The sequence below is a fragment of the Kitasatospora sp. NPDC048298 genome (assembly GCF_043201465.1).
GTDB lineage: Bacteria > Actinomycetota > Actinomycetes > Streptomycetales > Streptomycetaceae > Kitasatospora.
The window spans coordinates 1-24,480 of sequence record NZ_JBICYZ010000087.1; the positions used below are offsets into that span (position 1 = coordinate 1).

Consider the following 24,480-nt stretch of genomic DNA (forward strand, 5'->3'; position numbering starts at 1 on the left):
GGCCTGCCCGGCCGGCCACAGCGGCCTCGGGCGGGCGGCCCCGGCCGGGGGCCCCCCCCCCCCCGCGCGGCGCCCCCCCCCCCCCCCGGGGGGGGGGGGGGGCCGGGGGCCCCCCCCCACCCCCCACGTCAGGGGGCAGGAACTGCTTGGGTACGTTCCGGAACCCCGCCCAGGCTCACCCGCCGGAGCGTGCCTGGAGGAAAAAGCTGACCGCCGTGCCCACCGCCGCACCGGATCCGGTCAGCACGAGGGGCACGAGCCTGGGGCGGTGCTTGAGCACGACCGTCAGTCCGCCGACCTTGAGGGTGAAGTAGGGCGGCTCACGGCGGGCCTGCGGCTTGGGCTTCGTCTTTCCGGTGGCGCTCATGCGAACCGCACCTCCGTCCCGGTGGACGGGGCTGCCGCCGGGCTCGGGGATGAGGCCACGTTCTCCCGGTGCCAGGCGAAGTACTCCTCGCTGGCCTCACTGTGCGCGGTGCACTGCCTGCCGGCGATGGCCTCGGCCGCGGCGAGGAGGTCCTCGGACATCCCGGCCTTCGGTGACGCCTCCACCCGGCCTTCGGCTGTCACGAGGACGAAGCCGTCCTCGAACAGGGCGTCGCAGCCGAGCACGCAGACCGCCATGACGTTGGCCAGGTGCGAGCGCTGCTCCAGGTTGGACTGCGAACGCTTGCGGATGTGGGCTGCTCGCAGGAGACCGGTCGGAAGCGTACGTCCGCACAGCGCGCACTCGGCGGTGGGCTTTGTGAACAGGACGTGCCGCAGCCCGGCCGTCTCACGGTGCGCGAAAGTCCGGGTGGGGCGGTCCGAGTCGGGGTCCAGGTCGAGGTAGCGCACGGCAGGGTCGGTCAGGTCCGAGCCGGGGAGGTCCGTGCTCGCCGGAAGACCGGCTTCGGGTCCGCCTTCCTGGATCGGCCGACGTCCCATGGAGTCCATGAAGCGGTCCAGGACCTCGTCCGGTACGGGAACAGGTGCACCCTGCTTGTTGGCCGAGAGTCGGAGGGCCTCCATGGCCTCGGCCCCGAGCTCGTCTCCGCTCACGGACGTCTCGATTCCCAGGACGTCCAGGGGGACGCGCACCGGGTAGACGTCGTCGGGCCACATGCTGGTCGTCTGCAACGTGACGGGCCCGGTGACACGGGCGACCGCCAGTTCACGCAGGACCGCGTCGGACCAGCCTCCGTGGGGGACCCTGGCATTCGGGCCCCGGTGGCCGAGGAGGAGGTAGTCACCCGCCTTCAACGCGGCGAGTACTCGGGGTGTGTCCGCCGTGTCGGCGATGTACTGCTTCCAGCCCCAGAGGGACTCGCGCAGACTGATCTCAAGGTTCCGCTTCGATGCAGCGGGAACGTAAACGGCGACGACGGGCACGTCGAAGTTCCTCCACAGCTCGACTCTCCCTCGGTTGGGAGAGTTCGGTGGTTTGGTTGTCAGCCGGCGACGCGGGTCCCGCCGAGCGGGAGATGACGTCACCTGATCTCGTTCTACCAGACCCCTGGGGCAGCGGGAAGCGGTTCCGGAAGGAGAACGTTCGCCCTGAGGAAACTCGCTGAGCCCGTACCAGGTACGTCGACACGTCCGTCCTTGAGTCGCTTGGGTCGCTGAGTCGCTGGTCGTCGGCCGAGCCGCCACCTGATCGTGCTGCCCTGCAGACAGGCAGCGACCCAAGCGACTGACAGCCACGGGTCCTGGCCGGCACCAGCGTGCGTCGTCTTCCCCCGCTTCGGCAGCGCTCGTACGGTCCGCACCTCAAGAGACGGTCGCTGGAGCTACCGAAGCGACCCAAGCGACTCGGCTGGGGCCTTCGGGCAGACCTGACACGCCCGACACGCCGGGGAAAACGCCCCGAGAGACTCAGTCGCTTTCAGTCGCTGAGCTTCAGTCGCTCGACAAAACACCAGGTCAGGGCATGTTTACCCACCCCGACAGCGACCGAAGCGACTCAAGGTCGGGTATATAAAGACATTCCCGTGTGCGTGTGCGCGTTATAGACCCGGGCTACAGTCGCTTCAGTCGCTGTTTGCTGTGGGAAATGCGCTTGACCTGCGGAAACGTCAGAGCGACCAAACCAGCGACCGAACGGGCTCAGTCGCTCTCCCAGGGCTTGGTCGCTGAGTTCGCCTGCAAGCAGTGGCAGTGACAGTCCGCACGTCCCCGCTCGGCTAGTCTGTGTGAGCTATCTTCTGAACTTCGGTCGCTTCAGTCGCTGACCCGGTGCCCGCCAGTGCCCTGACCTGGCTTTTTGCCTCAGCGACTGAGCCAGCGACTCAAGTCCGAGCAGCTACCGAACAAGGGGAAGGGACCAGCGTGACGGCGCCGATGGCCGTGGGGAGCGACCGAGCGGACCGCCAGCCGGATGCGCTGGCCGTTGCACGCTGGTGTGCGGCCCAGGGCTGGCCCGTCCACCCGCTCGCCCCCGGGCGCAAGACCCCGCCCGCGAACTGCCGCCCCTGCCAGGACTCCCCGCATTCCCCCGCCGACTGCCCCTGCCCCGCAGTCGGCCGCTGGTGCCACGGCTTTCACGCAGCGACTCTGGACCAGGACGTCCTCACCGCCTGGTGGCGGGTCAACCCGGACTTCGGCACGGGTGTTGCCTGCGGCCCGGCCGGACTGGTCGTCATCGACGTCGACAACCACACCGACGTCGTCCCCGCCCGCGACCGCATCCTTCCCGGCATCCCGATCCACGAGGACGTCGACCTCGAAGGACTCGAGAACGGCTACCACACCCTCGCCCTGCTGGCCGCCCTGCGCCGGGCTCCCGATCTGACCACGGACGAGGGCACCCTGCGCGTCCGCACCCCCTCCGGTGGCCTGCACATCTGGTACCAGGACCACACCGACCGCCGGTTCGCCTGCTCCACCGGTTCATCCGCGGGCCGTGCCCTGGCCTGGCAGGTCGACGTCCGCGCCCACGGCGGCTACATCGTCGCCCCCGGCACCGTCACCGCGGCAGGCACCTACACCCCGCTTCCCGGCGCCAGGATCCCCGCGCCGCTGCCCGAGTGGCTCGGCGAGGAACTCGTCCGTACCGGCCACCTCCAGGACCGGCCCGGCCGACCGAGCGTGCCGCAGCCGGCCGTCCCCGACCGCGCCCGCCAGGCCGTCGTCGCCGCGGGCGGGGGGAAGAAAGGCGCGGAGAAGGTGCTCGACACCGTCCTCCAGGAAGTCACCGACTGCGCCGGCACTCCCGAGGGCGCGGGCTTCACCGGCAAGCTCAACCGCGCCGCCTACACCGTGGGCGGCCTGGTCTCGGCCGGCCACCTCACCCACGCCGCCGCCGAACAGCTCCTCCTCGAGGCGGCCCGCACCGCCCGTCCCGCCCAGGACAGGCACAACTCCGCCGTCATCCGCTCCGGCCTGGCAGCCGGCAGCCGCCAGCCCCTGCGCATCGGGAAGGTCCGCGGATGACCGACAGCACCCGCCGCAAGAGGACGGTCTTCGACCCCGTGGCCACGGCGCAACAGATCCTGGACTACCCGCCCGTCCCGGGCCCCTCGCAGCCCCCGTGGAACGGCACCGCCGTCCAGGAGAGCCTCCTCGACCCCGCGCCCGCGGCGGCCGCTCCCCCGGTTCCGAAGGCGGCCGCAGAGCCCGTACAGGCCGCCGCGACGGGCCCGCAGGCGACCCCTCACGGCCTGCTGCCCGACTCGCTCTCAGACCGGGGCAACGCCAAGCTCTTCGTCCACCTCTACGGAGGCGACTACCGCCACGTTCCCGGCCTCGGCTGGTACCGCTGGTCCGCCCACCGCTGGCAGCTCGACGAGGACGACACCGTCCTGTGGGCCGCCGGCGAGATGGCCGAGAGCATCGCCACCCACGACGCGGGCGGCATCTACACCAACACCGACCTGCGTCGGCACCGCCGCCGGGCGCTGTCCACCTCCGGCATGAACGCCATGCTCGCCCAGGCCAAGTCCGCCCCCGGCATGGTCCTCAACGCCGCCCTCCTCGACGCCGACGCCTACGCCCTGTGCACCCCCGGCGGCGTCGTCGACCTGCGCACCGGTGCCATCGTCCCGCCCGACCCGAAGGTCCATCACCACTCGCGCTCCACCACCCTGGCCCCCGCTCGGATGCCCACCCCGCGCTGGGACCGCTTCCTGACCGACACCTTCGGTGACGACAAGGAAGGCCGCCAGACCCGCGACTTCCTCCACCTGCTGCTCGGATACTCCATCAGCGGCGACGTCGGCGCCCAGGTCATGCCGTTCCTCTACGGCCAGGGCAAGAACGGCAAGTCCGTCCTGCTCGACGTCATGATCCAGCTCCTCGGCGACTACGCCGACGCGGCCCCGCCCGGCTTCCTCATGGCCAAGACCTTCGACGGCCACCCCACCGACCTCGCCGAACTCCACGGCCGTCGCATCATCGTCTGCTCCGAGCTCAAGCCCGGCGACCGCTTCGACGAGGCCCGGGTCAAACTGCTCACCGGCGGCGACAAGATCAAGGCCCGCCGGATGCGCCAGGACTTCTTCTCCTTCGAGCCCACCCACAAGCTCTGGCTGCTCGGCAACCACCGCCCCGAGGTCGGCACCGGCGGCTTCGCCTTCTGGCGGCGCATGCGCCTGATCCCGTTCGAGCGGGTCGTCCCCGAGGAACGCAAGATCGACAACCTGGCCCACGTCCTCGTCGCCGAGGAAGGCCCCGGCATCCTCGCCTGGCTCATCGAAGGCGCCTGCCGCTACTTCGCCGGCGAGAAGGACCTCGCAGGCCCCCAGGCCGTCCAGACCGCCACCACCGCCTACGCCGAGACCGAGGACCACGTCGGCCGCTTCCTGAAGGAGGCCTGCGTCACAGGCGAGGGCATGCGGGCCGAACAGTCCCAGCTCTTCGGCGCCTACACCCGTTGGTGCGGCTTCGAAGGGGCCAATCCCGTATCCGGGCGTGCCTTCGCCGCACGAGTTCGCGAGACACTGGGTATGACCTCTCCCAAGGAGATGGTCCTGTCCAACAGCCGTAAGTACTACCCGGGCATCGGCCTGATCACCGACGACACAGAGGAGCACAACGCGTGAGCGCGCTGATCGACCCGGCCGAGCTCGCCCACGAAACCGACCTCGTCTGGCTGGAGGACACCTCCGACCTCGACTACGTCCGTCAGTCGTTGGACCGGCTCACCACCCGCCGCGGCCGCCCGGCCTACCACCGCGACGGCCGCATGGTCGGCTACGCGATCCTCGGCCCCGACGCCAAGTCTTCGAGGGCCTCCGGCACCTTCCGCCGCCGCGTCTTCTGGCTCCTGCCGCACGACCGCGACCAGGACCCCGAGGGCCTCTACTCCACCGGCGCCCCCTCCGAGGCCGTGGACCCTCGCACTGTCGCCCCGGGCGTCAAGGGCTACAAGACCGAGCGTTCCGAGGGCGGCCCGGCCTCGCCCGCCATGCTCGAACTGGGGATAACGCTTCCGAAGGCCTGACAGCCCGAGGACGCGGCACAACGGTGAGGGGCGGTTCGGAAACGGGCCGCCCCTCACCGACTCGCCGGCCCGGGACTCCCCGGACGACGATCGGTGGTGATCCGGGAAGCCGTGGGGCTCCGGCGCGAGAGTCCGGACAGAAGGGCGGGACGCAGGGCCTCCGATGGGGCCGTGAGGATCCCGGGGCCGCACTGTCCGCGGTGACGGATAGGGTCCGCTCGTCAGCCTCCCCCGCTCCCGTGAAGGGTTCCGATGGCCCGCACCACCCCACCGCGCCCGGTCGACATAGCCGCCGTCTTCCCCGAACTGGCGCCCCTGGCCCGCCGGACGGTGCGCCTGCACCCGCGCCTGGGCACGCCGACCGCCCGAGACAGCTCTGTCGGTGGCCCACTGCTGTGGCCGGCCGACGAGCCTTGGCCCGCGTGCACCGAGCCGCATCCGGAGGACGAGCCGCCCGTGTCGCCCGCCGACGTTCGGCTGCGCCGCAGACTCATCGACATCGGCTGGGCCGGCGGGACGCGCACCGCACAGGAGGAAGCGGCCCTGAACGCGACGTACGAGGGGCATCCGTGGAGCGGGGAGCCCAACCTCCTCGTGCCGGTGGCCCAGCTCTACGCCCGCGACGTCCCCGGCCTGCCCTGCCCCGACGGGGCGGACCTGCTCCAGGTGCTGTGGTGCCCCCTGGAACACGAACCGGAGTGGATGCCGGCCACCCGACTGGTGTGGCGCTCTTCGGCAGAGGTCGGCAGGGTGTCGGCCGTGCAGCCGGAACCCGCAGACGCGTCCAACCACGGCCAGTACGTGCCCGAGCCGTGCGTCCTGCACCCGGAGGTGGTGACGGAGTACCCGTCGTTGCTGGAACTGGAGTCGGGCCTGGCGAGCCGGATCGTGGACTGGTGCGAGCAGGAGTTCACCGGCAAGGACCCCGGGTACCGGTCGGCCGACGAGTTCCGGGCCTACTACCAGTTCGAGCTGTCGGTCGCTCCGGGCTGGAAGGTCGGCGGCTGGGGGCCGTGGAGCTTCCGTGATGCGTGGGTCATGCGGTGCCGCGCCTGCGAGTCGGTCATGAAGCCGCTGCTGACGATCGGCTCCGGCGCTCTGGACGGCAGTGGCTGGGACCCCGTCGAGGACCGGGATGCGGGTGACGACATCGGCATCCAGATCGGCCGGAGCTACAACATGCAGCTCTACTACTGCCCGGTCTCCTTCGACCACCCGCACCTGGAGGTCATGCAGTAGCCCTCGTGGTGCGGGCCCGTGCCACGGTGTGTTCCGCTCCCGGAACCACGGTGGCACCCGGCCGGGGAGAGGCCTTCGACGACGGACGCGACGTGACCGAGTCCGCGGGGAGCCGCCTTCTGGCGGTGCGATTCGGGCAGGGCCCGGTTCCTGACTCCTTCGCCTTCACCCCGGAGGGGAAGCGGTGGAGGGCGACAGCCCGCCGAACCGATCACGTGATGCCTCTGCAGAAATGCCGCGGCGAGCAGGTCCGGTCGCCACCGGCGCGTCGTGCAGCACCTGCCGCCCCGGGTGGTGAACGTGATCTGTCGAGGCCGACGTGGAGGTGACGATGAGAGTCGTGTTCGTGCACGGGGCGTGTGTTCGGGACGGGTCGTGGTGGTGGCACCGCACCGCCGAGCTGCTGCGGGAACGGGGGGTGCCCAGCGCGGCCCCGGCGCTGCCCAGCTGCGGCGAGACGGGCGTGCCCGGCGGCCTCGGCGGCCCGGGTCTCCCGGAGGACGTCGCCGCGGTGCGGGAGATGCTGAGGGCGAGCGACGAGCCGACCGTCGTGGTCGCCCACAGCTACGGCGGCATCGTCACCGCCGAGGCCGCCGCGGGAGTCGGGTCGGTGCGCCACCTGCTGCTGGTCTCCAGCTACCTGCCCGAGGTCGGGCAGAGCCTGTCGCAGTTCGGCGACGGCCGCCCCGGCCCCTTCCTCGACGTCGACCCCGGCAGCGGCACGTTCGGGGTCCGCCCGGAGTCGCTCGCGGACACCTTCCTGCAGGACTGCGATCCGGAGGTCCAGGCGCAGGCGGCCGACCACCTCGCCCGGCAGAGCCTCCAGGTGACCGGGCAGCCGGTCGGCGCGGCCGCATGGCGGCAACTGCCCTCCACCTACCTCGTGTGCGCTCAGGACCGGGGCACGCCGCCGCGGCTGCAACGCGAGTTCGCCCGCCGCGCCGGCCGCGTCGTCGAGCTCGATGCCGGCCACCACCCGTTCCTGTCCCAGCCCGCGGCGGTCCGGGACCTGCTGCTGAGTCTGTGACGACAGCTGCGGAGGAGAACCGGGCCGGCGATCGGAGTACGAGCCGGAGGAAGCCTGCCGGGACGTCGTGGACTGCGGACCGGTGGGTCGCTACGAGCCGGGGTGTCGGCGTACACCCGAATGTGCCCAGTCGCGTACAGGTGAACGGGCTCTGGCGCTGATCTTGTGACGCGCTGGAGGTAGATCCCGTTGGTCAATCCTGCGGTCTCCACGCCTCCCGGTAGTCGGGGTGCTCGGCGTACGACTGTGCGAGCGCGCGGAGAGCGTAGGCGAGACCCGCGAAGCGCGGGTCCGAGGAATCCATTGCCTCGTAGTCGCGGGCCAGCATGTTCACCAGGTCGAGCATCGGCAGATGACTGTCGAGGAGAGCGTCCCCGCCGAAGCGGTAGGCCACCTCTGCATAGGCATGGCAGTCCGCTTCATAGCGGGCGTGAAGAAACCTCATGATGTCCTCCATGAGTTGATTCTCTGTGGCCTCAAACTCGTAGGAGGATCCGGGTGCGGAGTAGATCGAGTTTGGCTCTGCCATAGCCGGCGCGCTTGAGAAGTTTGACCCTGGTGACCTGGCCTTCGACCTGGCCGGAGCTCCAGCTGCTCGACAGCCCGGCGACGACAGCGTCCCGGTCGTGCAGGAGGCCGTCGGCGAACTGCCGCAGGGCCGGTAGATCATGATGCCTGACCTGGTCGATCCATCCGTCGAGGCCTTCGCCGCGGTGCTCGTGCATGAGCGATCCGAATCCCCGGACGTGCTCGACGGTCGCGTCGAGTTCGGGACAGGCCGCACGTATCTCCTTCAGGCCCACGGACTCCTCGGGCCGCAGGTGGTCGGGACGGGTCATGATCCAGCGCAGGACTCGTCTGGGCTTCGGCAGTGCCGGGGGCGGAGGGGCTGCGATCAAGCCCTGCTTGAGGAGGCGAACGTAGGAGTTGACGACGCTCCGGTCACCGGGAAAGCCCTGGTCGCGAACCTCCCGGTGGAGCTGGCTCGCGTTGCGGCAGCCCTGGACGAACCGCTGGTAAATGTAGGGCTTGTAGTCATCCAGCAGGGTCCGGCGCTGGGTCACCTTCACCAGCAGCTCGTCGACGTCCGCCGTCCGGGCATAGCGGCGGACCGCGTAGTAGTCCAGGTCAAGATCTCGGCTGATGCCACGCAGGGAACGGCCCTGGGCGAGGAGTTGGTGGACAGCGCGGTGCCGTTCGCGGATGGTGGCGACAATGCGGCGAGGCCGTCCTCGGACATCCAGCATCCCGTCCGGCTCCGCCGGTGGCTGAGGCTTCCCGGGCTGGTGCACTGCAGCGTGAGCGGAGCGGATGCAGCCGTAGTGGCCGGTGACGGTCTTCTCCACAGCCTTGGCCAGGTTGTTCCACAGGTGCCAGGCATCGGCGACCTGGACGGCCTGAGGAGCGGCCTGCCGGGCGGCCTCTGCATAGGCGGAGGCCCGGTCGCGGCAGATGATCTGTACTTCTGGGTGGTCGGCCAGCCAGCGGGCCACCGGCGCGGCCTCACGGCCGGGCAGCACGTCGATCGGTCGGCGGGCTTCGAGATCGACCAACAGCGTGGCATAGGTGTGACCCTTGAGCAGGGCGAACTCGTCGACGCCCAGTACCCGCACGACCCCCGCTCCCTCCAGCGCGCTGGCCCGTAGCAGCCGCAGCATGGTGTCCTTGGCCGCCGGCATGCCCAGCCTTCGGGCGAGCCGTGCACCGGGCCGTCCGGCCAGCGTCTGCGCTACTCCGGCCAGCAGCTTGTGCAGTACGGGCGTGTGCCGGGCGTGCGGACGCGTCAGCCCTGGTATCTGCTCGGCGAACGTGGCCGCCGGACAGTCGACCGTCGCGCACTTGAACCGCCGAATCAGCAGCACGACCACCACCGGCATCCCGCCCAACGGCCCATCCCTAAGCCGCCGTTCGTACCGGCCGTGTATTCGGCCCGACCGCTTCCCACACTGGGGACACCGCGCCGAGCGCGCACGAGAACGCGCTCGCAACACCATGGAATTCACGCCCTGGTCCACTGCCTCGACCACCACGCCTGCCAGATGCGGCAAGACCCGCTGCAAGCCCCCAGCAACACACACCCATACGAAACGATCAGGTCAACACGGCGTCACAAGATCAGCGCCAGAGCCCGTTCATGCGTACGCAGCTGAGCAAATTCACGGGTACGCCGACAGCCGGGACGTCGTGGACTGTGGACCGGTGGGTCGCTACGAGCCTGGGCAGTTGGCGAACGCGTATTCGTCCGCGATGTTGAACACGCTGGCACAGCGCGGGCATTCGGCGTCGCCGAAGAGGTAGGTGATTGCGCAGGCGAGTTCCTCCTGCCCGTCCCGGACGGCCGTCTCGTGCATCCATCGGCCTGGCCCGGACAGCCCCTCGGGGGACGCCGGCCGCAGATCGCGTCGGTCGACGTCACCGAGGTTCCAGTCCCGGATCGCCGAATAGCGCCCGTAGTCGCCGATGGCGATCGTGACCTCTGCGTCGCAGTGGGGGCAGGCGAGGTCGTAGAAGTCGTCGGTGAAGTCCCCCAAGGCCGCGCTCCAGTGGTACTGCTCCCGGGCCGCCAGCGAAGCGAGGAACCCTGCGAGGTAGTCGTCCGGCCGCGACTTCAGGTGCAGGTCCAGCAGCGCACGGAACTCGGCGACCGTCTCGGCGCAGTCAGCGAACAGGTCGTCGCAACCGTGGTGCCCTGCCGCGCGCTGCAGGATCGTCCCGGCCAGTGCGCGCGCCCGCGGGTTGTTCGACGCGAGTCGTATCAGACGGGGAAGGGCTGCGAAGCCGGCGGGGAAGACGAGGTCGTTCTCCAGGCACAGCCGGTATCCGAGTTCCGTCCATGCCTCGGCATCGTCTTCGCGCTCGACGCGTTCCAGGAGCTCGGGAACGCGGTCGACTTCCCCGTAGCAGTCGTGCATCCGTGACCAGTTCACCATCCGGGCGTCCAGTCGCCCGAGGTCTGCCAGGACGAATCCGTCCTGCTCTCGTGGCGGTCAGCCGGTGGGGTCGGCCGGTGCCGTTCGCCTTCCGGCGGCACTCCGTCCGACCAGGCGAAGCTCAGCCCGTCGTTCATCGCGGCCACCAGCCACTGGGCCAGGGTGACGCCTTGCTGCCGACAATCGCCCTCTGCGTTGGACCACATCGCGCCGTCCACGTCGCGGAAGTCGACCATCGACCACAGCGTGCAGCCCCAGTCGAAGAGCGGCACCACTCCGGCCGGCACTCTCCCAGTGGGATCCGGTCCGTGCTCATAGGCTTCCGCGATGTGCTCGTGTCCTTGTCCCACATCGACCGGCAGGACGCCGTTGACGGGCCCGAAGCCACCGTTGGACACCTCGGTGTAGAGGCGTCGCAGAAGCGTGGGGAACGCGAAGCCGATGACACGTTCCGCCTCGGCGAGGGCCTGCGGCGGGGCAGGTGGGGGTGCCTGACGTTCCTGAGCAATTCCTCGGCAGGCCTCAATGATCTCGTCATCCGTCACCAGGCGACCGTACGGGGTGGCTCGGACAGTAGGGGTCACCGGTTCGGGACGGCAGGAGGTGGATCGCCTCGGAGCGATGCGAAGTCCGAAGCGCGACGTCCGGTACCGGTCGACTCTTCAGGGCACAGGGCAGGACGTCACGAGTTCACTGGCAGCGGGCGAGGAGGGGGAGGCCCTGAGCCGATCTCGGACGCACCCGGCCTGGCCAGTGGGCCGTTGCTTCGAGCCTCCGGCCGGACGATTTTCCGCGGAAAATCCGACGGCCGTCGGTCAGTCGGCATCGCTGACACCAGACCGTCGAACCGGCTGACCGTGATCGCAACCCGCGTGCATCGGGCCCGACGTGGGAAGCCGCCCTGTGGCGGGACACTCCCTACGGCGACATCGTGACCGGGCCCCCGACCTTGGCACGGGGGTCCGGAGCTGTCCAGTGTTGGTCTTCAGGGATGCCCCTGGAGAGCGGGACTTGGCGGCGGACATCCTGCTCTGCGATCGGGAGTGGCCTGCTTCATCCGCCATCAGTCACCCCGGTCCATGCGAGGGAGGGGCAGAACGGTCGCCCCTTCCGGGCCGAAAGCGTCGGGTCGGGTCGGCGGAGGGCCTCCGATTTTCCGCGGAAAATTTCATGATGCGGGGGAGCCCTGGAAGGGGCAGCTACCTGAGCCCTTCGCAGGCTGCCACGTCATCGTCAGACACCTGCCCTCGACGGCAGCTTCCGGTGGCCCGGATTTTCCGCGGAAAATTCTCCGTGCGGATCGCGGACGCACCCAGCCGCGCGCGCCCTCACCGACCAACCCCGTTGAGTGCTGTTCCCAAGGCCCTACTCCCCCGCCGCCGTCCGTCCCCCGCTCGCGGCGTCAGCTGGGTTGTAGGTCGGACGGATAGGGCGGGCTCCATCCGGTGGAGTGCCTGGAGGGCTCGCACGCCCATGGGACGGGACGGTTCGACCAGTGCGATCAGGACGGGGAGCGAGATGGACGCGTCGCTGTGACTGTCCAGTCGTGGAAGCGGTTCTGGAGGTATTGGGCGGGGCGGTGACGCAGTCGGCGAGTGAGGTCGGGCAGGTGGGTACGGCCCCTCAGGGGAGAAGCGGGCGGGTCGACCAGGCCGAAGCCGTCAGGCGGTGGGGAGATGATGTCGAGCAGGACGCAGAGGGCCCAGAGGTCGTACCAGGCGGTGTCCCGTGAATGATCTTGCAGGTGGAAATTGTCGTTGAACTTGTGGCCAGCGGCCGGAAGACTGCCGCCATGAGCTCTCGACGCTTCGTTCCCCTCGATCCTGACGGCATGAGTGCCGGTGGCTGGCTGTATGCGGTGGTCGAGGCGAAGACGGGGGTCTTCTATCAGCAGCAGTACGGCGGAACCGCCTGTCGACAGGGACAGGTCGAGGGCTTCCTGGTGCCGCTGTTCGGCCCTGATGAGCTGGACGCGTTGCGCGAGCTCTTCGAGAAGGACTTCCGTGGGGCCGGCACCTGGAACTACGCGTGGCCGGATGACGAGCGGGACAGGCTCCGCGGGATCATCGAAGCCATCCGCTACTGGGCATGCGACGGGACCACCGAGGAGCCGCACCCTCTGCGACTGGACGAGAGCCGGATCCGCGACGCCGACGAGGCCTGGGTGCCGGTGATCACGCCGGACGGCCCCGCAGTACTGATGTGGTTTAACTCCGACTGAACCCGGCGATCAGCCGTCCTCCCCGAGGCAGAGGACCAGCCTTGTGGCGGCAGTCACGAAGGATCTTCCAGGTCTTCATCCTGGCGAACACATGATCGGCACGGGCACGGACTTGTTTGTGCCCACGGTTGTGCTCGGCTTGCCACTCGGTGGCCTGCCGCCTTTGGGGCAGTGGTTCGGGATGACCAGGCCGGTCCCCGGGTAGCCGCCGTCGGCGATCGTGGTGGTCCGGCCGACCGCCGCCATGGCACCGGACTCTTCCCATTCCTTTCAGTCGTTCCGGTTGCCGGCAGAGGTCTGCCGACCTCCACTATCAGCCGGGAGTGGGCGTCTACGACCACCTGGTGGTTGGTGGAACACCTGTAGTTCTTGGACTGCTCGGCTATGGTGTGGTCGAGGGTGGGGACAAGGGTGCCGTCGACGATCAGCACGGTGTTTCTGCGGAACCGGCGCCGGGGCTTGAGTGCCAGGGGCGGTCGATGCGCCCGATGCTTCGGCTGGCCGCCGACTTGGAGAAGCCAAACAGGGGCGCGAGCTGCCGCAGTGTCAGGTTGGTGCGCCAGTAGCTGCGATCAGCAGGACTCGGTCCTCCAGCGGCAGGTTCCACGGCCGGCCAGGACGGACCGTGCAGGCGCCCTCGCGATGGAGCATCGTGATCAGCTTCTTGAACTCGCGTGGCCCCAAGCCGGTGAACGGGGCTATCCAGGTTGATTCCGCTGCCGTGATCACTCCAGTCCCGGCAAGATCACGGCATCAAGCCTGCTCCCTGTGGCGCCGGCTGGTCGGAGTGCCTCCCGGCTGCGGGTACCACCAACAGCGGGAGCATGGTTGAGGCAGCGACGGAGCCGGCGCGAGGATCCGGATGAGGAGCAGGGCGTGGGAGGACTGTTGAAGAGCGTCTCTGGGGTCCGCTGGGCAGAGCTGCGTGACGCAACGGGGGCTCCGGCCGGCGGGATTCCTTCTCTGCTGTCCCGGATCGCCTACGGGGATGAGGACGCGGCCCGCATCGCTATCGATGAACTGGGCGACGCCATCTGTGCGCTGGGGTTCGTTGTCAGTGAGGCGACAGCTCCCACGGTCCCGTTCCTTGTCGAACTGGCCGGGACCCCTCATGTGGCATACAAGGCCGAGCTGTTGGCCCTGCTGGGCAGCATCTGCCAGACCGACCAGTGGCACTCCGCCGCTACGGCAGCCAGGAACGGCAAGCGCGACACGAGCTACCACCAGCAACCCGGCTGGGAGGCGGCCGCGAGGACAGCCGTCTTCGCGGGTCGGTCAGTCATCGAAGGTGTGGCCTCCTCCGTACATCCAGAGGAGGCCGCATCCGCAAGGCGGTTGTTGCAGATGATGGACCACATCCCGCCGTTTCCGGAGCTGTGAGCCGCCCTTGTGGGGCAGCCCTTGGCCCACCGATTTTCTGCGGAAAATTCCCGGGACCCTGGCGGCGCTGCAACCCGCTCGGGGCAGTCGTCGATTAAGCACTCGGGACGTGCCGAGCGATCGCCCGTCCCAACAACGCTCGCAGGTGCCGCGAATTTTCCGCGGAAAATTCCCGAGTCCGCCCCTGCCGATCCGCCCGCGGAGTGGCGGGCCTGCGCCCGCTCCGGCCGGCTGCATACCCGTGGGCCGCCGGGTGACGGAAAGGATCCGGCGGGCCCCCTTGAGGTGTCCCACGACTCGGATGTCGACCGCGCGAAGCTCGTTCCGGAGTCACATGGTGAACGGGCTGAAGCGGACGGTGTGTCGGCGCGCCCCGTCGGAGGTAGCGAGCCGGGCTGCCAGGGAACCCCGATGGTGCCCCATGAATCGGCTCGGGATCTACCTGTCCCGACCTACCGCTGTTCCTCAACCCCCGCGTGGCCGATCTCGTCGAGTTGCTTCGGCGCGCGGAGGACGTCGCGCCGCTGGACTACGTCACTGACAACGACGTCGCCGACCTTGCCGGAGTGCTCTCCCACACCGTGCTCATCCAGCTGACATGGGAGTCTGCTCGCTCAGTGATGACGATGCTGAGGCAGTCAGTACGACCACGGGGCGGGAGCGTGTGTAGTAGGGGTCGTGAACCCGTAGCCAGGATCGTCGGCACCGACCCACTGATTTTCCGCGGAAAATTCTGGAAGGGCTTCGGCGGAGTTCAGAGTGGGATTGACCCGGCGGAGGAGACGACGGGCGAGGATCGAGCAGAAGATCTCCATCTGGTTCAGCCATGAGACGTGCAGAGGCGTATGGCGCAGGGTGAAGCCTGGGTGGGCTGCCGGCCAGGCCCGGGCGGCGGGCATGACAGGGGACGAGCCGTTGTCGAGGACCAGTGCCGTGACCGCAGGGTTCGCCGGAACCATTGAAGTGGGTCGATGGGGATCTGGTCGTCAGAGGGCAGGGAGCGGGCCGGCGCTGGTGATCAGGCCGGTCCAGTGGTCTGGCCGATCGGCTTCTGCCCAACTGATCTCGAGCTCGCGGCGGGTGAACTCTTCGGCTCTGCGATGCATGGCTGCCTGTGCGCTCTCGGGCTCGCCGGAGGTGGTGGGATGGTCGAGTGCCCCGTCGGCGACGCCTTCCGGTCCGGTGAAGTGGACGGCATACCGCCACCGCTCCGGCGTCCGGTACAGAACGAGTGTCGTCGGAGTTCCGAAGGTCCACCAGTACGGCTTTCGTTTGCTGACCATGCCAGAAAGGTAGCGGGAGAACGTCGCGCCGCTTTGCCCGGGCGACAGCACCCGCGTTCGCCGATGATCGGAGCACCGAACCGGGCGGGGCCGCCGCTCGTGCTACTGGATGCTCCAGCGGTGCGGATGGTTGGAATCGGTGGGGCAGGCGAAGACGTTCAGCTCGCCGAATCGGCCCACGACGATTTCGGTGGGGGTGGCGGACCGATGGGCAGGCAGGTCCCGATCCTCCAGCGGCTTCCAGCTGCCGCTGCCGCCGTCCCATTCCGAGCTGTCGATGGTCAGCAGTAGGTGCATCGGCGTGCGGCAACTCCGGCAGTCCATGGGGTACGGGTCGGTGGCGTGCCAGGAGGCGAAGCCGCCGACGCGCCAGCCGGGCGGGATCGACAGGTCGTACTGGTAGCCGACCGCATGGGCTGCGATCTCGTCAGCCGACCGCATGGCCTCCTCCTGGGTCTCGTCCCAGGCGTCGAGCCGGGCGCACAGCTCCTCGGGCAGGAGGCCGGCGAACGGGTAGCTGACCACCTGCTCCGGGTGCAGCACGCAGGGCTCGGGCACGAATCCGGCGGCTCCGACGACCAACGGCTGCGGGGGAACGGCCAACACGTCCCCGACCTCCCACGACCGCCGCCAGCGCACACGCAGATTCAGGTCGTACCGGCTCGGGCCGTGCGCGTCGAAGGGACACCAGAACACCTGGAGCAGGTCGCAGTCCTCCGGCCCCGGCGGCATGTCCGGGACATCCCGCCGGTACAGCTGCGCCAGGCCGATCATCGGCAACGGATCCGTCTGCGACACCTCGGGGAGCCGGTGCTCCAGGTCCAGCTCGGCCAGGAGCTCCCGTTCCTCCTCCGTAGGGCCCGGGCTCTGCTCCCGAGCCCACGCGGCAGCCAGGATCCCCCGGTAGCGGTGGATGTCGGCCGGACGCCGACCTCGCCCCCGGCCGTGGGCCTCACCGCACACCGGCCACGGCTCCTCCGCCGACCACAGCATCGGACCACCCACCGAGCTGTCAGTCATCGTCGGGCTGCCCGGCCGTGGGTGGAGCCGCGTCGTCGTACCCCGGTAGGCGGCCAGTTCCGGGAAGAGCGCTTCGACATCAAGCGGGCGCGGCGGAGTGGTCCTCGTCATGGAACGCGACCTTAGACACCCGGCGATCTCGGCCGTCGAGCACCCCCGGCAGCAGTCTCTGCACCCCTGAAGCTGCTGTCGAAACCGCGTTGTTCGGGACAGTCGGGTCGCGTCGGCCGGGTGGGATGTCCATGCCGGTCAGGATCTGCCCGACCCCGGAGATCCCGTGTCCTGCCGGGGAGTCGGCGATCGCCCGCTGGTCCTTGTCCCGGCCCCCACCGTGAACGGACTGTGCACCGGCATGACCTCTCCCGGATTCGACATGCGCTGGACAGCGTCACACGGGCGAGTGAGCCGACGGCGAACGTCCTGGCCGAGGCCGGCGCCACTGGCAGGATGACGGCCATGTCGAACACCAGGCGCATCGATCCGTCCACCCGCTCCCGGACCGCCGTGGGAACGTCCGTCCACACGATCAAGGTCACCCTGTCCGGCTCCCGGCCACCGATCTGGCGTCGCCTCCAGGTGCCCTCGGGCACCGATCTGCGGCGGCTGCACGACCTGGTCCAGGCCGCGTTCGGCTGGGAGGACTACCACATGTGGGCCTTCGAGACTGGGCGCGAACGGTACGGGGTCACCGACCGGGACCTGGGAATCCGCAGTGCGGCAACGATGCGCCTCGACCAGATCGCCCCCTGCGTCGGCGCACGGTTCGGCTACACCTACGACTTCGGCGACCACTGGGAGCACGACATCCTCGTCGAAGCCGTAGGAGACGCCGAACCCGGTGTCTCCTACCCGCGTTGTCTCACCGGCCGTCGTGCCGGCCCGCCCGAGGACTGCGGTGGGATCTGGGGCTACGACCACCTCGTCGAGATTCTTGCCGACCCCGGCCACGAAGAACACGAGGAACGCCTCGAATGGCTCGGCCTGGAATCGGCCGACCAGTTCGACCCTGCCGCCTTCGATCTGGACGAGACCAACACCGCGCTCGCCGGCCACGCGACCGTGCTGGTCCCGAACTGAGACCTGGCCTCCGCCGGTCCCCGTCGCCCCGGCTACCACCGGGGCGATCAGGACCCTCGCAAGATCAAACGCGGCGCTGCACCAGCTTCCGACCGCTGGAATTTTCCGCGGAAAATCCTCGCATCCAGCGCGGCCGCGGCCACGATGTGTCCGGCGCCCGTACGCCTGGATGTGAGCCGAGGCGCTGAACACCGAGCGTCTGCCTGGCTCCGCCGGACGCTGCAGGATTTTCCGCGGAAAATCCTGCAGCGTCCGGCGGGTGACGGGGCAGCGCGATCCGAGCAGTCGCGGACCGCCGTGTGGATGACCAGGGTGGAACTCCCCGCCGTCCCCGGTGTCGTTGGGCAGCCTCAGGCTTCAGCCGTCACGGCGCCACCGGTCGGCGGCGAACCGGGAGAGCGCAAGCTCCAGATCGAGCGGTACCACCTCGGTGGAGCCCAGCTCCCACACTCGGATCCAGCCGTCTGCGTCGGTGGGGAAGTTCGGCGTCTGCAGCCCGGCCAATGGCTTCATCGCGAGGCAGTACGAGACGTTCAGATCAGGGGAGCCGGTCTCCACATTTCTGCGGGATCGGACCCTGATCACCCGTGTCTCCGCCACCTCATCCCACCGCAGCCGCAGTTTGCGGCCCTCGTTGAGTTCCACACCGTCACCGTCGATGCGCAGCCGCGTCGCGACCGCTCGCAGGGCCAGTGCCCCCAGGACGAGAACGCCGAGCGCGGCCAACAGCACGGGCCACCAACGCACGGTCAGCAGCCAGGTCTGGCGCAAGTCGGCCTGGAAGCCCGAGCCCGAGGACACGGGGGAGACCACCAGGAGGAACACGGCGGTCAGCCCCAGCAGATCGCATGCCAACGCCCGTAGGGCCCCGATGCTCCGCACGCTGCTCCTGAGCACCACTTCGCGTGCTCCTGCGGCACTGTCGGGCATCGGGTCCGGCGTCTCTCCGGCAAGACGGGACTTCAACTCGGCGTGCCGGAACTGGTAGATCCCGCCGAACCGCCTCAGCACGCCCAACTGGCGGCCGTCCTCGAGGAAGCCCACCACATCGCGTGGCAGGCATCGACGCCTCGCCAGGATGAGCCGCGTCGCCGTCCACCGGCCCCAGCGGCTGAGGGCGATCAGGACGGCGGCCGAGCACGACCAGCCGATGACGAGACCGCTACTGATGAGCATCGGATCGCCGTTGAGCCAGTGGAAGAACGCCAGTGAGGTCGCCGCGATGGCCGGTGCGACCACCGTGGATTCGACGAGAGCGATCCTGCGCTCGTCGCGCAGCAGCTGCCTGGGCCTGGCCGTTACGTCGGACTCGGTCGACCGGGTCAGGAGCACACCGGAGAGCAGAGGAAGAAGGAAGACACACAGGGTCGCCGACGTGCTGCCGGGCAGGGCCACGCCGACGGCTGTCGTCGCCACCGCCGCTGCTGCCAGGAACAGCCGTCCACTGATTCCGGCCGCCGGTCGTCGTGGGCGATCGTCGAAGCCGCTGAACAGGTGCCTCGTGAGCACCCTGCCGAAGGCCGTTGTGATGATGGCGACCGCGGCGACGGCACCGAGTACTTGGCCCACGCCCAGGATCCCGAGGCCGGGCCGTGGGGGAGAGACACCCAGGAGGGTGGCCAGCCCCGCGATCGCATAGCTCACCGCCGTGCCGTAGATGCCGACGGCGACGATCACGAGGGTGCCCCAGATGCCCGGCTCGGTCAGCCGGCTCCTCAGCTGCCACCACGCGATGTCCTGGGTACGCCGGCGGCGGAGCTCGCCGGCCAGGAAGCGGAAGTACGCGGGCGCTCTGTCGGACTTCCAACGGCGCACCGGCCCGGGGAGGTAGGAGGGACGGGGCCCCTGTGCGCAGACAGCCGGGATCAGCGCGTCCAGGAGATGGCCCTTGATGTCCGCCTCTGCGGGCAGCCGCGTCGCATCGAGCAGTTCACGAGGATCGGCGTTCCTGGGCGCGTACACCGTTGCCGCGAGCGAGAGCATCAGGGGCGAGGAGAGGGTGGTGGCGACAGGGCCTTCGGAGTCCTTCTCCATCGCGTCGAAGAGCGACTGCCAGGGGCCGAGACGATCCCGATGACACATCTGGGCGAGGTACGCGCGCCCAGCCTCGGGAGTCACCGGGCAAAGACGCAGCACGGGCACATGGCGCAGTACCGGCGAGTCGTCCACGACAGGCTGGTAGGCCTCCGGTCGGGAGGTCAGAATCAGGGGGTCCGTCGTGCCGAGTGCACGCTCCAGCGCCCTCACCGCGTCTTCGCGAGCCAGCGGAGGGAGCTCGTCGAGGCCGTCGAGCACGGGAACGATCCGCTGACCCCGCACCAGTGACTCCACGACCGGCTGATCCAGGCCTTCGACGAGCCTTCCGTACTCCTCGCTGATGCGCCTGATGACCCAGTCTTGGACGCTGGTCCCGGGCTCCCAGTCCGGCATTGCCAGGATGACCGGCACGCTCTCCCCGGAGCCGGGGTCCCTGGCCTTCAGCAGCTCGACCGCGATCAGGACGACCAGGGACGACTTCCCCGCTCCGCCAGGACCGGTGACCACCAGCTGGCGTGGCGTGAGCGTTCGGACCCAGGCCACCAGATCCTCAAGCCCGGCCAGTTCAGGACGCTCTGCGTTCGGGTCGTTCCGGTGACCCTGCTCCAGCTCCCAGGGAACCGCCATCGGAACCGGATGGTGCAGACCTCGGACACTGGCCTCATCCCGCCACTGATCCAGCACCTCACGGGCCAGCCCGTCCAGGGCATCGTTCTCGGCGTCGGCGTTGGCCGACCGTCTGCTGCGGGAGGCGGGGGAGGAGTTCAGATAGAGGGCGTGGATCTGTCCCGCCTGGATCACGTTCTGGGGTGATCCTTCGCTGTGGTTGTGTACCTCTCCAGTCACCCCGACATGCTGGCAGGCCGACGTCTGTCGCCGACGGGTTTCCGGTGGACCGGGTGGCGGCTCCAGGGAGGCTTGTCAGGGGCAGTGGAGAGTGATGACCTCAGACGATCGTGAGATTTCGAGTCGAGCCGTTTCTGCGATCAAGGCGGAGAACACAAAAGACTGTTGTAAACGGCACATAGACATCATGGGTGAGCCAGAACCACGGCCGGCGTCTCTCACGGCAGAATCCGGAAGGGTTCCGCTTCTACGGCAGAGTTCAGGACTCCTGCTGGATCGGGCCGATCAGCCGGATCCCCGGCGTGTGCTTGTGGGTGCTCAGATAGAACCCAGTGACGATCACCCCCGAGTGTTCGATCGAACTCCCGGCGCGTTGTACCTGCCACGTACTCGTCCGCTCACGTACCCCGTACCCCGTCTGACGTGATCCAGTCGGAGAGCTTGGTGTCGTTGCCCTCGGTCGGCGTCAGCAGTTGCGCGAACTCTCCGGTCAGACGTACGAGTTCGGTCATCTCGGGGCATGCCGCAGTGAGTTCCCTCAGCAGTGCGGTGTCCTTGTCGCGCAGGTTCTCGGGGCGGCTGAGGAGGAGGCAGGCGAACCGCCGCGGGGTGGTGACGGGTTTGTCGCCCTCGGCGCGGCCCTGGGTGATGTAGCGGACGGTCTACGCCGGCTCCTCGACGCCCATATGCCGTACCCCGCGCTGCTGTTGGACGATCACTGGGACATCGTCGACGCCAACGCCGCCGTTGCCCAGTTGCTGGCCGGTTGCGCGCCGGAACTGCTGGAGCCGCCGATCAATGTGGTCCGGGTCTGTCTGCATCCGGACGGGCTGGCCGGCCGGATCGGCAATCTCTAGCAGTGGGGCGGCCATCTGCTGCAGCAGGTGAGCCACCGTGCCGAGCGCACCCATGACCAGCGCCACTACGATCTCGCCGCGGAGATCGTCGGCTACCTCGACAGACCCGATGCCGCCGCCCCCTTCGCGGGGCCGGTGATCACTCTCGAAATCGATGTGAACGGCAGCTCGCTGCGGTTCTTCAGCACCCTCTCCACCCTCAGCACCGCCACGGATGCCGCCCTGGAAGGGCTTCATCTGGAGACGTTCCTGCCGGCCGACGACGAGACTCGACGCCTGTTCGATCAGCGGTAGACCATGCCGGAAGGGTTCCGCCGCGCACCCGGCTCACGGCATCGGAGCACGCCCCGGTCGGCGTCCTCGTCGACCACGAGGCGGCAGTGGGATGCCCTTGAAGAGCTCGGTGCGCGGGTCGTGGCCGATCGCGAGAAGGTACGCCGGGCGCGGGCGCCCGGCGAAACCGAACCACCGCACCATGACGCCGACGATGGCAGCGTGCTGGAGCGGAAAGCTGCCCTGGGCGGGTGGTGTCGGGGGGGGGGGGGGGGGGGGGGGGGGGGGGGGGGGGGGGGGGGGCCCCCCCCCCCCCCCCCCCCCCCACACCCGGGCGGTCAGCCCGAGACGTGGTACCAGTAGCCGCCGGTGCGAAGGGTCACGTAGTGGACGTTGGTGTTTGTCTCCTTCGCCTCGTACATCATGTCCGTGCCGGTGGCAGGGTCGGTGCCGGCGTAAAGGACGGCGTGCACGGTGTTGTGGGCGTCCGTGCCGAAGTACTCGACGTCGCCGGGTTGGCGCTGGGACTCGGTTATCGGGGTGAGGTGGCTGTCCAGGGTCTGCTCGGTGGTGTCGCCGCCATTGGCGAGGTCGATGCCGGCGCCGAACCAGAAGGCCGCGCGCACCAGGCCGGAACAGTCCAGGCCGGCGGTGGTGTTGGCCTTGCAGGGCTGGGGGCCGGTGTATTGGTCGCACGTGCCCAGCGAGGGGCCGGGGCCCTCACCGTGCAGGGAGTGGCCGCCGCCCCACACGTACGGGACGCCGAGGTAGGACTTCGCGGCGTTCAGGACCTTGGTGGGGGAGACGGGGCCGCTGGGCAGCGGGGTGGGGGTGCTGGTGTAGAGGGCGTTCTTGACGGCCGTGCCGACGATGCCGTCGATGGTCAGGGCGTGGGCGGCCTCGAAGTTGCGTACGGCGGTGTCGGTGGCGGGGCCGAACTGCCCGTCGACGGTGAGGCGGCCCGCGTTGAAGGTGTTGAGCATCGTCTGCAGGGTGCTGGCGCACGCGCCGGTGGCGCCGGTCTGCAGGTCGCCGCACTGGGTGCGCAGGTCCACGGTGCCGGAGGCGGCGGCCGCCGCCGCGTCGAGCGACGACTTGGTGGCCGGGCCCACGATTCCGTCGACGGTCAGCGAGTGCGAGGCCTGGAAGGTGCGCACGGCCGTGTCGGTGGCCGATCCGAACTGGCCGTCCACGGTGAGGGTTGCGCCGGTCCGGTTGAGCTCCACTTGGAGCTGGGTGACGCAGCCGTCGACCTCACCCAGCTGCAGGTTGGCCGGGCAGGCCGGGGAGGTGAGGGGTATCGGGGCCGGCACGGTCGCGGCGGACGCGGCCGAGGCGGTGTACGCGCCAAGGCCCGTCAGCGCGGCTGCCAGGGCCAGGCCCAGGGAGAGGCGACGCCGGGTGGGCAGGAGGGTACTCACAGAAGGCTCTCCAGGTTCATGATGATTCGCCAGGGAGGACAGGGTGCTTCACCGCCTGGCGCTCGCATGCTCGACGGACAGATCCAGACCGTCCGAACGGTGGTCAGCACCGACAAGTTGGGGCATGTCAGCCCGGTTGGCGGGTGTCCGGGCGACCTCCCGCGAGTTGCGGCGGACCCGAAAGCCGACTGGGGCACGCTCAACTCGAACAATCATGTCCTTTCCGGGATGGTCTGAACGCTCGACCCAGACTCAGGAGCGCTGGCGCAGACGGCCGGTGAACTGCATCCGGCCGCATTCAGGACGAGCCTCCCCCAACCTTGATCACACGGCTATCCGCTTTTGGATCGCCAGGGACTGCAGTTTGTGGATAGCCGAGCGTTGAGAGGGCGTTTTGGCGTCTCTGATCCCATGAATTCCTTATGGTCGCGCCGCTTTGGTGGCGATATGCCCGATAGATAAACAACGCCCCTCCTTCGATCGGAGGATCGACTGTCTGTCTCGCCCACATCTGTGCCTTGAAGTCCGTCTGGTTTGAAGAAGTCATAGAAACGCCGGTCTGACAGTGGAACGAGATCCTCCGCCCCATCGGTGCTGACGCTGGGCCATGACCGAGCGCAAGCCGTACCCGAGCGATCTGTCCGACGCCCGACGGGCCCTGATCGAGCCGATTCTGACGACATGGAGAAAGGCCCGGCTTGACCGTCGGCCGACCGGCCAGCCGGCGAAGGTCGAACTGCGCGACGTGTTCAACGCGATCCTCTACGTCAACCGCACCGGAATCCCCTGGAAGTACCTCCCGCACGACTTCCCCAACCACGGCACCGTCTACGCCTACTACGCCGCCTGGCGCGACGCGGGGCTCTTCGCCCAACTCAACTACGAACTCACTGGATTGGCCCGGGTGAAGGAAGGGCGCAAGCCCGAGCCGACCGCCTCGGTGATCGACACCCAGAGCGTGAAAACCTCCACCAACGTGCCCCTGGCCAGCCAGGGAACCGACGCCGCAAAGAAAATCGCCGGTCGCAAGCGAGGCATCCTCACCGACACCATCGGACTCATCCTCGTCGTCACCGTCGCCGCCGCGAGCCTGTCCGAGAACGCCCTGGGAATACGCCTCCTTGACCAGGCCAAGAAGACCTATCCCAGCATTTCCAAGAGCTGGGTCGACACCGGCTTCAAGAACGCCATGATCGAGCACGGCGCACGCATGGGCATCGACGTCGAGGTCGTCCACCGGAGGTCCGACGTCCCCGGCTTCCACGTGGTGAAAAGGCGGTGGGTGGTCGAACGAAGTCTGGGATGGATCATGCAGCGCCGCCGGTTGGCCCGCGACTACGAGACCCTGCCGGCCAGCTCCGAAGCCATGATCCACATCGCCTCGATCGACAACCTCACCAAGCGCATAACGGACGAGACCACACCAACCTGGCGAGGAACCTACTAGAAC

The 24,480-nt window shown here is 68.9% G+C and carries 22 protein-coding genes and 2 pseudogenes; 12 read left to right on the forward strand and 12 right to left on the reverse strand.

What is annotated here, in order from left to right:
* Nucleotides 1-175 precede the first annotated feature (175 nt).
* Both ACGF0D_RS38915 and ACGF0D_RS38920 read right to left on the reverse strand, forming a co-directional pair.
* On the reverse strand, nt 176-367 hold the full coding sequence (locus ACGF0D_RS38915; protein WP_392924746.1) for a hypothetical protein: 192 nt from the start codon (nt 365-367) through the stop codon (nt 176-178).
* Entirely contained in the window at nt 364-1,371 is a 1,008-nt protein-coding gene (locus ACGF0D_RS38920) for a hypothetical protein (protein ID WP_392924748.1), read from the reverse strand. Before ACGF0D_RS38920 ends, ACGF0D_RS38915 begins: the two co-directional genes overlap by 4 nt.
* 936 nt (nt 1,372-2,307) lie before the next feature.
* Between ACGF0D_RS38920 and ACGF0D_RS38925 the strand changes: the two genes are divergently transcribed.
* The 5 genes from ACGF0D_RS38925 to ACGF0D_RS38945 all read left to right on the forward strand — a co-directional run bounded on the left by ACGF0D_RS38925 (nt 2,308) and on the right by ACGF0D_RS38945 (nt 7,685).
* Nucleotides 2,308-3,411 (forward strand): bifunctional DNA primase/polymerase, encoded by a 1,104-nt coding sequence (locus ACGF0D_RS38925; protein ID WP_392924750.1) that lies wholly within the window; start codon nt 2,308-2,310, stop codon nt 3,409-3,411.
* Nucleotides 3,408-5,018, forward strand: coding sequence for a phage/plasmid primase, P4 family (locus ACGF0D_RS38930; RefSeq protein ID WP_392924752.1), 1,611 nt, complete (start codon nt 3,408-3,410; stop codon nt 5,016-5,018). Before ACGF0D_RS38925 ends, ACGF0D_RS38930 begins: the two co-directional genes overlap by 4 nt.
* A complete protein-coding gene (locus ACGF0D_RS38935; RefSeq protein ID WP_097240598.1) occupies nt 5,015-5,419 on the forward strand; it encodes a DUF6009 family protein in 405 nt (134 codons plus the stop codon). The genes ACGF0D_RS38930 and ACGF0D_RS38935 overlap by 4 nt, the downstream gene beginning before the upstream one ends.
* A gap of 252 nt (nt 5,420-5,671) precedes the next feature.
* Nucleotides 5,672-6,658, forward strand: coding sequence for a hypothetical protein (locus ACGF0D_RS38940; RefSeq protein ID WP_392924754.1), 987 nt, complete (start codon nt 5,672-5,674; stop codon nt 6,656-6,658).
* A 331-nt stretch (nt 6,659-6,989) separates the two neighbouring features.
* Nucleotides 6,990-7,685, forward strand: a complete 696-nt coding sequence (locus ACGF0D_RS38945) for an alpha/beta hydrolase (RefSeq protein WP_392924756.1) — start codon at nt 6,990-6,992, stop codon at nt 7,683-7,685.
* Between the two features lie 193 nt (nt 7,686-7,878).
* On the opposite strand, the gene ACGF0D_RS38950 is transcribed toward ACGF0D_RS38945, so the two are convergent.
* The 4 genes from ACGF0D_RS38950 to ACGF0D_RS38965 all read right to left on the reverse strand — a co-directional run bounded on the left by ACGF0D_RS38950 (nt 7,879) and on the right by ACGF0D_RS38965 (nt 11,160).
* A complete protein-coding gene (locus tag ACGF0D_RS38950; RefSeq protein ID WP_392924757.1) occupies nt 7,879-8,142 on the reverse strand; it encodes a DUF6221 family protein in 264 nt (87 codons plus the stop codon).
* A 19-nt stretch (nt 8,143-8,161) separates the two neighbouring features.
* Nucleotides 8,162-9,679 (reverse strand): ISL3 family transposase, encoded by a 1,518-nt coding sequence (locus tag ACGF0D_RS38955; protein ID WP_392924799.1) that lies wholly within the window; start codon nt 9,677-9,679, stop codon nt 8,162-8,164.
* A gap of 213 nt (nt 9,680-9,892) precedes the next feature.
* Nucleotides 9,893-10,597: a hypothetical protein gene (locus ACGF0D_RS38960; protein WP_392924759.1), complete on the reverse strand. Its 705-nt coding sequence runs from the start codon at nt 10,595-10,597 to the stop codon at nt 9,893-9,895.
* A gap of 11 nt (nt 10,598-10,608) precedes the next feature.
* Nucleotides 10,609-11,160, reverse strand: a complete 552-nt coding sequence (locus ACGF0D_RS38965) for a hypothetical protein (RefSeq protein ID WP_392924761.1) — start codon at nt 11,158-11,160, stop codon at nt 10,609-10,611.
* A 1,187-nt stretch (nt 11,161-12,347) separates the two neighbouring features.
* Between ACGF0D_RS38965 and ACGF0D_RS38970 the strand changes: the two genes are divergently transcribed.
* Nucleotides 12,348-12,836: a DUF6210 family protein gene (locus ACGF0D_RS38970; protein WP_392924762.1), complete on the forward strand. Its 489-nt coding sequence runs from the start codon at nt 12,348-12,350 to the stop codon at nt 12,834-12,836.
* Here ACGF0D_RS38970 and ACGF0D_RS38975 read toward each other — a convergent pair.
* Nucleotides 12,823-13,565: pseudogene (locus ACGF0D_RS38975) on the reverse strand (transposase family protein). The gene ACGF0D_RS38970 and the pseudogene ACGF0D_RS38975 overlap by 14 nt on opposite strands.
* A gap of 147 nt (nt 13,566-13,712) precedes the next feature.
* Between ACGF0D_RS38975 and ACGF0D_RS38980 the strand changes: the two are divergent.
* Entirely contained in the window at nt 13,713-14,216 is a 504-nt protein-coding gene (locus tag ACGF0D_RS38980; RefSeq protein ID WP_392924764.1) for a hypothetical protein, read from the forward strand.
* Between the two features lie 476 nt (nt 14,217-14,692).
* Nucleotides 14,693-15,046 carry a hypothetical protein gene (locus tag ACGF0D_RS38985; protein ID WP_392924766.1) on the forward strand — a complete coding sequence of 118 codons (354 nt, stop codon included), beginning with the start codon at nt 14,693-14,695 and terminating at the stop codon, nt 15,044-15,046.
* A gap of 156 nt (nt 15,047-15,202) precedes the next feature.
* On the opposite strand, the gene ACGF0D_RS38990 is transcribed toward ACGF0D_RS38985, so the two are convergent.
* Both ACGF0D_RS38990 and ACGF0D_RS38995 read right to left on the reverse strand, forming a co-directional pair.
* Nucleotides 15,203-15,499 (reverse strand): hypothetical protein, encoded by a 297-nt coding sequence (locus ACGF0D_RS38990; RefSeq protein WP_392924768.1) that lies wholly within the window; start codon nt 15,497-15,499, stop codon nt 15,203-15,205.
* Between the two features lie 102 nt (nt 15,500-15,601).
* The gene (locus ACGF0D_RS38995) at nt 15,602-16,630 is read right to left on the reverse strand and encodes a hypothetical protein (RefSeq protein WP_392924770.1); all 1,029 of its coding nucleotides are present in this window, start codon (nt 16,628-16,630) and stop codon (nt 15,602-15,604) included.
* A gap of 345 nt (nt 16,631-16,975) precedes the next feature.
* Between ACGF0D_RS38995 and ACGF0D_RS39000 the strand changes: the two genes are divergently transcribed.
* Complete coding sequence (locus tag ACGF0D_RS39000) at nt 16,976-17,596, forward strand: plasmid pRiA4b ORF-3 family protein (RefSeq protein ID WP_392924772.1); 621 nt, start codon at nt 16,976-16,978, stop codon at nt 17,594-17,596.
* Nucleotides 17,597-17,953: 357 nt separating this feature from the next.
* Here ACGF0D_RS39000 and ACGF0D_RS39005 read toward each other — a convergent pair whose 3' ends face one another.
* Together ACGF0D_RS39005 and ACGF0D_RS39010 are read right to left on the reverse strand one after the other, a co-directional pair.
* Nucleotides 17,954-20,434 (reverse strand): NACHT domain-containing protein, encoded by a 2,481-nt coding sequence (locus ACGF0D_RS39005; protein ID WP_392924773.1) that lies wholly within the window; start codon nt 20,432-20,434, stop codon nt 17,954-17,956.
* A gap of 470 nt (nt 20,435-20,904) precedes the next feature.
* Nucleotides 20,905-21,138 (reverse strand): annotated as a pseudogene (locus ACGF0D_RS39010) (ISL3 family transposase); the annotation flags it as partial.
* Nucleotides 21,139-21,165: 27 nt separating this feature from the next.
* Here ACGF0D_RS39010 and ACGF0D_RS39015 point away from each other — a divergent pair.
* Together ACGF0D_RS39015 and ACGF0D_RS39020 are read left to right on the forward strand one after the other, a co-directional pair.
* On the forward strand, nt 21,166-21,336 hold the full coding sequence (locus tag ACGF0D_RS39015) for a hypothetical protein (RefSeq protein WP_392924801.1): 171 nt from the start codon (nt 21,166-21,168) through the stop codon (nt 21,334-21,336).
* 27 nt (nt 21,337-21,363) lie between these two features.
* On the forward strand, nt 21,364-21,630 hold the full coding sequence (locus ACGF0D_RS39020) for a hypothetical protein (RefSeq protein WP_392924775.1): 267 nt from the start codon (nt 21,364-21,366) through the stop codon (nt 21,628-21,630).
* Between the two features lie 317 nt (nt 21,631-21,947).
* Here ACGF0D_RS39020 and ACGF0D_RS39025 read toward each other — a convergent pair whose 3' ends face one another.
* Complete coding sequence (locus tag ACGF0D_RS39025) at nt 21,948-23,030, reverse strand: peptidoglycan-binding protein (protein ID WP_392924777.1); 1,083 nt, start codon at nt 23,028-23,030, stop codon at nt 21,948-21,950.
* A gap of 607 nt (nt 23,031-23,637) precedes the next feature.
* Here ACGF0D_RS39025 and ACGF0D_RS39030 point away from each other — a divergent pair.
* Nucleotides 23,638-24,477 (forward strand): IS5 family transposase, encoded by an 840-nt coding sequence (locus ACGF0D_RS39030; RefSeq protein WP_392924779.1) that lies wholly within the window; start codon nt 23,638-23,640, stop codon nt 24,475-24,477.
* Nucleotides 24,478-24,480 lie beyond the last annotated feature (3 nt).

What these genes read in the sequence shown, in the direction of transcription:
- ACGF0D_RS38945 (WP_392924756.1), top strand. Translation starts at nt 6,990, where the DNA reads ATGAGAGTCGTGTTCGTGCACGGGGCGTGTGTTCGGGACGGGTCGTGG.
- ACGF0D_RS38915 (WP_392924746.1), bottom strand. Translation starts at nt 367, where the DNA reads ATGAGCGCCACCGGAAAGACGAAGCCCAAGCCGCAGGCCCGCCGTGAG.
- ACGF0D_RS38995 (WP_392924770.1), bottom strand. Translation starts at nt 16,630, where the DNA reads ATGACGAGGACCACTCCGCCGCGCCCGCTTGATGTCGAAGCGCTCTTC.
- ACGF0D_RS38970 (WP_392924762.1), top strand. Translation starts at nt 12,348, where the DNA reads ATGATCTTGCAGGTGGAAATTGTCGTTGAACTTGTGGCCAGCGGCCGG.
- ACGF0D_RS39030 (WP_392924779.1), top strand. Translation starts at nt 23,638, where the DNA reads ATGACCGAGCGCAAGCCGTACCCGAGCGATCTGTCCGACGCCCGACGG.
- ACGF0D_RS38955 (WP_392924799.1), bottom strand. Translation starts at nt 9,679, where the DNA reads ATGGTGTTGCGAGCGCGTTCTCGTGCGCGCTCGGCGCGGTGTCCCCAG.
- ACGF0D_RS38990 (WP_392924768.1), bottom strand. Translation starts at nt 15,499, where the DNA reads ATGGTCAGCAAACGAAAGCCGTACTGGTGGACCTTCGGAACTCCGACG.
- ACGF0D_RS38960 (WP_392924759.1), bottom strand. Translation starts at nt 10,597, where the DNA reads ATGCACGACTGCTACGGGGAAGTCGACCGCGTTCCCGAGCTCCTGGAA.
- ACGF0D_RS38940 (WP_392924754.1), top strand. Translation starts at nt 5,672, where the DNA reads ATGGCCCGCACCACCCCACCGCGCCCGGTCGACATAGCCGCCGTCTTC.
- ACGF0D_RS39015 (WP_392924801.1), top strand. Translation starts at nt 21,166, where the DNA reads ATGCCGTACCCCGCGCTGCTGTTGGACGATCACTGGGACATCGTCGAC.
- ACGF0D_RS38930 (WP_392924752.1), top strand. Translation starts at nt 3,408, where the DNA reads ATGACCGACAGCACCCGCCGCAAGAGGACGGTCTTCGACCCCGTGGCC.
- ACGF0D_RS39000 (WP_392924772.1), top strand. Translation starts at nt 16,976, where the DNA reads ATGTCGAACACCAGGCGCATCGATCCGTCCACCCGCTCCCGGACCGCC.
- ACGF0D_RS38950 (WP_392924757.1), bottom strand. Translation starts at nt 8,142, where the DNA reads ATGGAGGACATCATGAGGTTTCTTCACGCCCGCTATGAAGCGGACTGC.